The organism is Humidesulfovibrio sp., assembly GCF_035560995.1.
GTDB lineage: Bacteria > Desulfobacterota > Desulfovibrionia > Desulfovibrionales > Desulfovibrionaceae > Humidesulfovibrio.
In genome coordinates this window covers 1-7,726 of record NZ_DATMYK010000236.1, presented here as the reverse complement: position 1 = coordinate 7,726, position 7,726 = coordinate 1, and the positions used below count along the sequence as shown (strand labels likewise).

The window sequence follows — 7,726 nt, the reverse complement described above, 5'->3', positions numbered from 1 at the left end:
GCGCGGCGAGGAGCTGGCCAAGGACATCCTGGCCACCCTGACCGAGGAGATCGACGCCCACGTGGACCGCGCCAGCAAAATCATCAACCACCTGCGCGAGTTCGGCCGCAAGCCGGAGATGAAGCTTGAGCCCGTGGACGTGGGCGGCATTCTGAAGCGCGCGCTGGACATCTTCAGCCAGCAGCTCAAGCTGCGCGAGATAGAGGTGCTGCAGGACATCGCCACGGACCTGCCCCCGGTGATGGCCGATGCGGGCCGGCTGGAGCAGGTGTTCATCAACATGCTCATCAACGCGCGCGACGCCATTGAAGAAAAATGCAGCGGCCAGGCCAACGGCCAAGCCAACGGGCAAAACAACGGCAAGCGCGATGCCTGCGCCATCGCCGGGGCGGAAGCGCCGTCCCCGGTCGGGCCGAAGCGCATCACCCTTTCGGCCGGGCTTTCCGGCGGCAGCGTGCGCGTGCAGATTGCCGACACCGGCTGCGGCATTCCCACCGGGGTGAAGGAAAAGATCTTCGAGCCCTTCTTCACCACCAAGCGCGTGGGCAAGGGCACGGGCCTGGGCCTGTCCATCAGCTACGGCATCATCCAGGACTGCGGCGGGGCCATCCGGGCGGAGAGCGAACCCGGCCAGGGCACGCGCTTCGTCATCGACCTGCCCGTGCTGGGCGAGGCCCCGTATGACCAAGGGAACGGCGAGGGAGGGCAGGCATGAGCGAAGCCAAATCCCTGCTGCTGGTGGACGACGAGGACGGCATACGCCGCGTGCTCTCGCTCACCCTGACCGACGCAGGCTGGCGCGTGCGCACGGCGGAAAACGCCGAGGACGCCCTGGCCCTGTTCCGGGCCGAGCCCGCGCCCGTGGTCCTCACCGACATCAAGATGCCCGGCATGGACGGACTGGCGCTGCTTTCGGCCATCAAGGCCCTGGACCCGGAGACCGAGGTCATCCTCATCACCGGCCACGGCGACATCGACCTGGCCATCCAGGGCATCAAGCTCGACGCGGCGGATTTCGTCACCAAGCCCATCCGCGACGACGCCCTGGACATCGCCCTTTCCCGCGCGCGGGAGCGCCGGGCCATGCGCCGGGCCATCCGCGAGCACACGGAGCACCTGGAACTGCTGGTGGCGCAGAAAACGCGCGAACTGCTGAACGCCGAGCGCCTGGCCGCCGTGGGCCAGACCGTGGCCGGGCTCTCCCACGCCATCAAGAACATGGCCAGCGGGCTGGAGGGCAGCCTGTTCCTGCTGCGCCAGGGCCTGGACCGCGACCACCGCGACTATCTGGAGCAGGGCTGGGAGATGCTGGAAGCCAACGTGCAGAAACTCAAGGGCCTCTCCCTCGACATGCTGCGCTTCGCCCGTCCGGAGGAGCTGCACAGGACGCCCACGGACCCGGCCCTGCCCGCGCGTCAGGTGGTGGAGCTGCTGCGGCCCCAGGCCGAAGCTGCGGGCATCACGCTGGAGTTGGACGCCCCGCAAGGGCTGGCCCCGGCGTTCATTGACGCCGAGGCCCTGCACCGCTGCCTGCTGAACCTGGTGGGCAACGCGCTGGATGCCTGCGTGGCGGCGGATTTCGGTCCGCCCCATTCCGGGGGACGACAGGGCGGGCGCGTATCCGTGCACGTAGAGGCCCTGCCCGGCGGCGGGGCCAGCTACTCCGTGGTCGACAACGGCTGCGGCATCCCGGAAGCGCAGCGCGCAAACCTGTTCACGGCCTTCTTCAGCACCAAGGGCTCGGGCGGCAGCGGCCTGGGCCTCATGACGACCAAAAAGACCGTTGAAGCACATGGCGGCAGCATTCATATAACAAGCGCCGAGAATGCAGGAAGTGAATTCATTATTCTCATACCTGGGCAATATGAAAATAAAGTTTTACAGTAGGATTTTATTCTTTGCCTCTTTTGTCCATACAACGTTGACGCAAAAGTACACATCTAATAAGAAGATAACCGTATCCAACACTCTTCAACGCAAAAGCACTCCTGGGATGTAGAGTAAGATGGACGAAGTCATACTGGAGAAGGACGGCACGCTGCGAGACCATCACGGCGCGCGCATCGAAGACCCCCTCGGGGCCCTCGGCGCGCGCGTGGTGCTGGCGCAGGGCTACAGCCTGCGCGCCTTCATGCGCATGCTCCTCGCCTATCCCGTGCTCCAGCGGCTTTCGGACTTCGCGCCGGAGTTCGCCGCGCAGTATCCGTCCTGGCCCAAGGACGACTGCCGCCCGGCCGGGCTCGACCGACTGGAGTTCTCGCGCGTTGTGGAGATGATCGGGCACCCGGGCCCGCCCAGGCTTGAGATCTACCACGTGCTGCGGGGAGCGCTCCCCGATGGCGAGGACATGGAGATCAAGGGCTGGCAGGTGGAGATGCTGCTCGATGCGCCCCTGGCCCTGGGCCAGCTCCGGCATGTGGTCTTTGGCGACCGCGTGGCCGAGTTCCGCTTCGAGACGGTCTGCAACCTGTTCGACTTCTACGAAGGCGTCTTATGGCAACTCGCTTTTCACGGCACACCGCGTGAGTGTGCACTAAGGAGGTAGCCCCATGTTTGAGAAGATCCTTTTCGCCACTTCGGCCTCTTCCACCTGTGACGACGCCGCCCGCGTGGCCTTTGAGCTTTCGCGCAAGAACCGCTCGCGCCTGAACGTGTTCCACGTGTTCGGCCTGCCCAGCCGGGGCTTCGGCCTCACCTATCGCGACGTGCGCACCGGCGAGTCCGACGAGGTGGATGAGAACCTGGTGAGCCTGGTGAAGGAGGAAATGGCCCAGTACTACGAGAAGCTGGCCAAGGACCATCCGTCCTGCGCGTTCGAAACCGCCACTGGCGAACCCCACACCGAGATCCTGCGCAAGGCCAGGAAGGAGGACGCGAGCCTCATCGTCATGGGCGCGCACACCCGGCCCGAGGACGTGGGCGCCATGCGCCACCGCATCATCGCGGGCAGCACCATGCAGAAGGTGGCCAAGAGCGCCCGTTGCCCGGTCTTGATCGTCAGCCGCCCCTGCGTCACCTGCTGGTCGTACTTCGCCAACATCGTCGTGGCGACCGACTTCAGCAAGCCGTCGGACTACGCCTTCCAGTTCGCGCGCAACGTGGCCAAGGAAATCGGCTGCCGTCTGCACGTGTTCCACTGCGTGGACCTGGGGAGCGAGCAGGAGCCCGGCCAGGCCTACATCGAGCAGCAGCTGGCCGCGGCGGAGAAGAAGGTCCAGGACAAGTACGTGGCCAACATGGGCGACTTCGACAACTACGTCATCGCCCTGCGCGAGGGCAATCCGCATGTGGAAGTGCTCAAGTACGCGCGTGAGAACAAGTCCGATCTCATCGTCATGGCGCACCACACCAAGGACATCGACCCGGAAAAGGCCATGCTCGGCAGCACCATTGAACAGGTCGTGCTGCGCAGCGCCTGCCCGGTCTTGAGCGTGAACCACCCGGACAAGGTGGACGTGAGCCCGTACGGTCCGCCGCGCGCGGGCGAGTAATGGCCATGGCCGGGGGCGCGCAGTCCCTGGGGCGGGTGCTTGTCGTGGACGACGAGATGCACCTGCGCCTGTTCATCAAGGCGGTGTTCGACTCCGCCGGGTATGAGACGGCCACGGCCCGGGACGGCGAGGAGGGGCTGAGAAAGCTGAAGGAGTTCCGGCCCCGCCTTGTGAGCCTGGATTTGATGATGCCGAACCAGGGCGGCATACGCTTTTTGACCGAGCTGCGCCGCGACCCGGAGCTGGCGCAGACCAGGGTGCTGGTGGTCTCGGCCATCGAGGGCGAGACCTTCCGGCACTCCCTGGCGCTCTTGTCCGCCGGGACCGCCCCTGGAAGAGCCGGGAGCACGCCGCCCGGTCCGGACGGATATGTCGAGAAGCCGCCCACGGCGGAAACGCTGCTGCGCGAGGCGCGGCGCATACTGGGAGCGGAAACGCCGCGCACAGCCGGCGAGGGACAATCCCCCAACCCCGAAGCACAGGAGGCATGACATGGCCAAGAAAATCATGGTGGTGGACGATGATCCGGATATCGTCGAGTACCTCGTGTCCATCTTCAAGGAAAAGGGCTATGAGACCTGCTCCGCCGAGGGCGGCGAAGGGGCGCTGGAGATGCTGGAGCGCGAGCGTCCGGACCTTTTGACCCTGGACCTGGAAATGCCGGAGGAATGGGGCCCGCGCTTCTACCGCAAGTTCAGCCAGAAGCCTGAGTTCAAAGACCTCCCGGTCATCGTCATCAGCGGCCTGGCGGGCATCCACTTGGCCATCCGCAAGGCTGTGGCCACGGTGAGCAAGCCCTTTGAGCCCGCGCAGGTGCTGGAGATAGTGGAGAAGACCATAGGCAAGCCCTAGAGGCCGCCCGGACCGTTTTCCCCCCTCCCCTTTCGGGGCGGTTTGCGATACGCTCTTTTCGCAGAGAGCATGCGCCGCGCCCGTGGGGCGGCAGCATGCGCCAGGAGCGGGCCACATGGGCATGAACATTCTCCTTGTCGATGACGAAGCCGGCATCCGCAAGGTTGTAGGCATCACTTTGGCCGATATGGGCCACACGGTGCATCTGGCGGCCAACGGCGACGAGGCCCTGGAGGTCTTCCGCCGTGAGCGTCCGTCCGTGGTGCTCACCGATATCCGCATGCCCGGCATGGACGGACTCGAACTGCTGCGCCGCATAAAGGACGAGAGCCCGGACACCGAGGTCATCCTGGTCACCGGCCATGGCGACATGGACGTGGCCGTGCAGGGCCTCAAGCTCGACGCCTGCGACTTCATCGCCAAACCCGCCGGGCCGGAGGTGCTGGAAATCGCCCTCAAGCGCGCGGCGGACAAGATCGCCATGCGGCAACGCATGCGCGAGCACACCGAAAACCTCGAAGCCCTGGTGCGCCAGCAGTCCGAAAAGCTGGTGGAGCTGGGGCGTCAAAGCGCCGCCAAGGAAGCCGTGGAAGGCCTGACCCAGGCCATGGGAGGCCTGGCGGGCGAGGTGGCGGGCGAATTCGCCATGTTCAACGCCCTGCCCTGCCTGGTGTCCATCCAGGACCGCGACCAGCGCGTGGTCTCCGTGAACGCGTTGTATCGCGAGCGCCTGGGCGACCGCGTGGGCCAGCCGGGCTTCGCCATCTACGCCGGGGCCGCGGGCGAGGGGCTCGACAGTCCCGTGGCCCGCACCCTGCGCACCGGAAAGGGCCAGAAAAGCCGCGAGGGACTCTTCGGACCCGACGAGACCCTGGCCGCCGTCACCGTGCACACCGCGCCCATTCATGGGGCCAACGGACAAGTGGACCTGGTGCTGGAGATCCTCGTAGAAGCCAGCGAGGTGCAGCGCCTGCAGGACGAACTGCACACCACCCGCCAGCGCTACCAGCAGCTCTTCGACGAGGCCCCCTGCTTCATCACCGTGCAGGACCGCCACCTGCGCATCCAGGCCGCCAACAGGCGCTTCCGCCAGGAGTTCGGCGCGAGCGCGGGCAGCCTGTGCTACCAGGCCTACTGCGGCACGGAGCGCCCCTGCTTCGGCTGCCCCACCATCAAGACCTTCGAGGACGGCCAGCCGCACCAGAGCGAACTCACCGTGCGCGGCAAGGACGGCCAGGTCATGAACGTCGTGGTCTGGACCGCGCCCATCAGAAACGCCCTGGGCGAGATCGAGGGCGTCATGGAAATGGCCACGGACATCACCGAGCTGGCGCGCATGCAGGACCATCTGGCCTCCCTCGGCATGCTCATCGCGTCGCTCTCCCACGGCATCAAGGGGCTGCTTACGGCGCTGGATGGCGGCGTGTACAAGGTCAACGCGGGCTTCCGCTCCGGCAACCAGGAAATGGTCCAGTCCGGCTGGGACAAGGTCACCGGGCTCATCGGCCGCATCAAGGGCATGGTGCTCGATATCCTGTTCTACGCCAAGAAGCGCGAGCTGCAGCTGCGCACCATGCAGGCCGCCGAACTGGCCGCCCAGGTGGCCGAGGCCGTGGCCCCCAAGGCCGAAGGTCTTGGCGTGGACCTCTCCGTCGAAATAGCGCCGGACCTGGGCGAGTTCGCCGTGGACGAGGTGGTGCTTTCCGCCGCCCTGGTGAACATTCTGGAAAACGCCGTGGACGCCTGCCTGGAGGACAAGACCAAGGCGGCGCACAGCGTGTGCTTCCGCGCCAGGCCCGACGCCAGCGGCGTGTTCTTCGAGATTGAGGACAACGGCTGCGGCATGCAGCCCGACACCCTGGCGCGGCTCTTCAGCGTGTTTTTCTCCACCAAGGGCTCGCGCGGCACAGGCCTCGGCCTGTTCATCGCCAAAAAGGCCGTGGACCAGCACGGCGGACGCATCGGCGCGGTGAGCGAGCCCGGCCAGGGCTCCACCTTCCGCATCTGGGTGCCCAGGGAGCAGTAAGGCGCGCAGGCGAGGGCCCCGCGGGCGGACGCAAACCCTTTGGCTCCGCACAACGCGGGCGGCGGCGTACGCCTGGAACGTCCCCCCTCTCCTCCTCCGTCCTGCGTCCCGCAGCCTTTTGCGCGGATTGCGGCTCTGGCGAAAACTCAATAAAGCTGGTAGGACGCGCAAAACAGTGGCGCATTGCGGTGCGAAGGCGCGTGATGCGGCCGCCGCTTTTTGGTCTGGCCGCGCAGGCGCGGCAAAAGCGTGGGCTGGTGCACGGCACATTGGGAGGGGGCATGCTCAAGTTGAAACGGCTTCTCACGGCGTTGTTCGTATGCGCTTTGCTGCTGGCGGCCGCCACGGCCTCCTTGGCCCAGGGTGGCCGGAAACAGACCGCCCAGCCCCAGAACAAAGTGTACCGGGTCGCCGTGCTGGAAGCCGGAACAAACTGGGTGCACGACAAGATGCTCAAGGCCCTGCATGCGGCCCTTGCCGAAAAGGGCTGGGGCGACAGGGTGCAGTTCCCGGCAGACGCGCACAGCATCAACTCCTGGACCACCATGGGCAAGGCCGGCACCATGCGCATGGCCGCGCAGCTCATGCAGCGCACGGATATCGACCTCGTCATCGGCCTGGGCACTGAAGCCGCCCAGGCGCTGCTCGCCTGCAACAACAAGCGCACGCCCATCGTCGCCATGACGCTTTCCGACCCCATCGGGTCCGGGGTGGTGCACAACGCCGAGGATTCCGGCGTGGACAACCTCACCACCTGCGTCATGCCCGATCAATGGCTGAACATGCTGCGCCTGTTCCACACGGTGGTGCGCTTCAAGAAGCTCGGCGTGCTGTACGAGGACACGGCGGCGGGGCGCACCTACACCAGCCTGGAAGACGCCCGCGATGTGGTGCGCGAAAAGGGCGCCCGCCTGATTGAATTTCCGCACCTGAAAAGAGGCGCGAGCGTCAGCGAATGCAAGAGCGGGTTGGAGTGGCTGGTGACCAATGGCGCCGATGCCGTGTACCTGCCCGACATCCCCTGCTTCGACTGGACCACGGATGATCCGCGCCCGCTGCTCAACTACCTCCGCGAGCACAGGGTGGCCGCCTTTGCGCGCACGGGGCTGCCCCTGGTGCAGCTTGGCGCGCTCATGGGCGCGTACGACTTCGAGCTCAAGCCTTTGGGGATGTTCCACGCCGGGCAGATGATCAGCATCTTCCAGGGCGTCCAACCGCGCAAGCTGAAGATGGTCATGCCCGACGCCGTGGGCCTTTCCCTGAACCTCAAAACCGCCAAAATGATGGGGCGCGACCTCAGCCCGGACGTTCTCGTCAATGCCGACGTCATCGTGTCCCGCGATCTCAGCCTCGATAC

Annotated in this window: 8 protein-coding genes; all 8 read left to right on the top strand. The window is 66.0% G+C overall.

Features of this window, described 5'->3' with window-relative positions; genetic code table 11:
- Positions 1–715, top strand: a 715-nt coding sequence (locus VN419_RS09315) for a sensor histidine kinase (protein WP_325646792.1), incomplete at its 5' end; no start/stop codon positions are given.
- A complete protein-coding gene (locus tag VN419_RS09310; protein ID WP_325646791.1) occupies positions 712–1,887 on the top strand; it encodes a sensor histidine kinase in 1,176 nt (391 codons plus the stop codon). The genes VN419_RS09315 and VN419_RS09310, both read left to right, overlap by 4 nt.
- 118 nt (positions 1,888–2,005) lie before the next feature.
- Entirely contained in the window at positions 2,006–2,545 is a 540-nt protein-coding gene (locus VN419_RS09305) for a hypothetical protein (RefSeq protein ID WP_325646789.1), read from the top strand.
- A gap of 4 nt (positions 2,546–2,549) precedes the next feature.
- The gene (locus tag VN419_RS09300; protein WP_325646787.1) at positions 2,550–3,491 is read left to right on the top strand and encodes a universal stress protein; all 942 of its coding nucleotides are present in this window, start codon (positions 2,550–2,552) and stop codon (positions 3,489–3,491) included.
- Positions 3,491–3,982, top strand: coding sequence for a response regulator (locus VN419_RS09295; protein ID WP_325646785.1), 492 nt, complete (start codon positions 3,491–3,493; stop codon positions 3,980–3,982). Before VN419_RS09300 ends, VN419_RS09295 begins: the two co-directional genes overlap by 1 nt.
- A gap of 1 nt (position 3,983) precedes the next feature.
- Complete coding sequence (gene divK, locus VN419_RS09290; RefSeq protein ID WP_325646783.1) at positions 3,984–4,343, top strand: DVU0259 family response regulator domain-containing protein; 360 nt, start codon at positions 3,984–3,986, stop codon at positions 4,341–4,343.
- A 115-nt stretch (positions 4,344–4,458) separates the two neighbouring features.
- Positions 4,459–6,369, top strand: a complete 1,911-nt coding sequence (locus VN419_RS09285) for a hybrid sensor histidine kinase/response regulator (RefSeq protein WP_325646781.1) — start codon at positions 4,459–4,461, stop codon at positions 6,367–6,369.
- Positions 6,370–6,650: 281 nt separating this feature from the next.
- Positions 6,651–7,726, top strand: a 1,076-nt coding sequence (locus VN419_RS09280) for an ABC transporter substrate-binding protein (RefSeq protein WP_325646779.1), incomplete at its 3' end; no start/stop codon positions are given.